The following is a 1,832-nucleotide window of genomic DNA, read 5'->3' as shown; positions in this document are numbered from 1 at the left end:
CGAACGATGAAGCCCAGCTTGCTGGGTGGATTAGTGGCGAACGGGTGAGTAACACGTGAGCAACCTGCCCCCCTCTTCGGGATAAGCCTTGGAAACGAGGTCTAATACCGGATATGAGTCATCGAGGCATCTCGGTGGTTGGAAAGATTTTTTGGTGGGGGATGGGCTCGCGGCCTATCAGCTTGTTGGTGGGGTGATGGCCTACCAAGGCGTCGACGGGTAGCCGGCCTGAGAGGGCGACCGGCCACACTGGGACTGAGACACGGCCCAGACTCCTACGGGAGGCAGCAGTGGGGAATATTGCACAATGGGCGAAAGCCTGATGCAGCGACGCCGCGTGAGGGATGACGGCCTTCGGGTTGTAAACCTCTTTCGACAAGGAAGAAGCTTTCGGGTGACGGTACTTGTAGAAGAAGCGCCGGCTAACTACGTGCCAGCAGCCGCGGTAATACGTAGGGCGCAAGCGTTGTCCGGAATTATTGGGCGTAAAGAGCTCGTAGGCGGTCTGTCGCGTCTGGTGTGAAAACCCGAGGCTCAACCTCGGGCTGGCATCGGGTACGGGCAGGCTGGAGTGCGGTAGGGGAGACTGGAATTCCTGGTGTAGCGGTGGAATGCGCAGATATCAGGAGGAACACCGATGGCGAAGGCAGGTCTCTGGGCCGTTACTGACGCTGAGGAGCGAAAGCATGGGGAGCGAACAGGATTAGATACCCTGGTAGTCCATGCCGTAAACGTTGGGCACTAGGTGTGGGGCAGGTTCCACCTGTTCTGTGCCGTAGCTAACGCATTAAGTGCCCCGCCTGGGGAGTACGGCCGCAAGGCTAAAACTCAAAGGAATTGACGGGGGCCCGCACAAGCGGCGGAGCATGCGGATTAATTCGATGCAACGCGAAGAACCTTACCAAGGCTTGACATACACCGGAAAAGTGCAGAGATGTGCTCCCCGCAAGGTCGGTGTACAGGTGGTGCATGGTTGTCGTCAGCTCGTGTCGTGAGATGTTGGGTTAAGTCCCGCAACGAGCGCAACCCTTATCCTATGTTGCCAGCGGGTCATGCCGGGGACTCATGGGAGACTGCCGGGGTCAACTCGGAGGAAGGTGGGGATGACGTCAAATCATCATGCCCCTTATGTCTTGGGCTTCACGCATGCTACAATGGCCGGTACAGAGGGTTGCGATATCGTGAGGTGGAGCGAATCCCTAAAAGCCGGTCTCAGTTCGGATCGGGGTCTGCAACTCGACCCCGTGAAGTCGGAGTCGCTAGTAATCGCAGATCAGCAACGCTGCGGTGAATACGTTCCCGGGCCTTGTACACACCGCCCGTCAAGTCACGAAAGTTGGTAACACCCGAAGCTCACGGCCTAACCTTTTTGGGGGGAGTGGTCGAAGGTGGGACTGGCGATTGGGACTAAGTCGTAACAAGGTAGCCGTACCGGAAGGTGCGGCTGGATCACCTCCTTTCTAAGGAGCTTCTAGCTTGCTGTTCGCCGGCCTGGTGGCTGGTGGGTGGCTGGTTCAGAGCCATGCTCGGGCCGTTCGTGTCCGGGGTGGATGCTCATGGGTGGAACATTGACGAAGAGTCTCCGCGTCCTGCGGGGTCGTGACAGTACGCCGGCTGGTCTTCCTTCGTGGGGGGCTGGTGGGTTGGACCTCATGGCTCGTGGGTGGTGGGGGTTCGCCGAGCACACTGTTGGGTCCTGAGGCAACCGGCCGTGGGACGTTCGCCTCGCTGGTCGTGGTCCGTGCTTTGGGTGCGGGGTGCGGTGGGTGGGGTGTTGTCTTGCAGGGTCGGGTGTTTCTGGTTGCTGGTTCGGGTCGTCGGCTCGGGTGATA

The 1,832-nt window shown here is 59.3% G+C and carries 1 rRNA gene; it reads left to right on the top strand.

The features are described 5' to 3' along the window. Positions 1 to 1,460 (top strand): 16S ribosomal RNA (locus ACYU96_RS19985); the annotation flags it as partial. Between the last annotated feature and the right edge of the window lie 372 nt (positions 1,461 to 1,832).

The organism is Myceligenerans cantabricum (assembly GCF_054777735.1).
The sequence above is the reverse complement of the archived record's forward strand: the minus strand, read 5'-3'. Positions and strand labels throughout refer to the sequence as shown.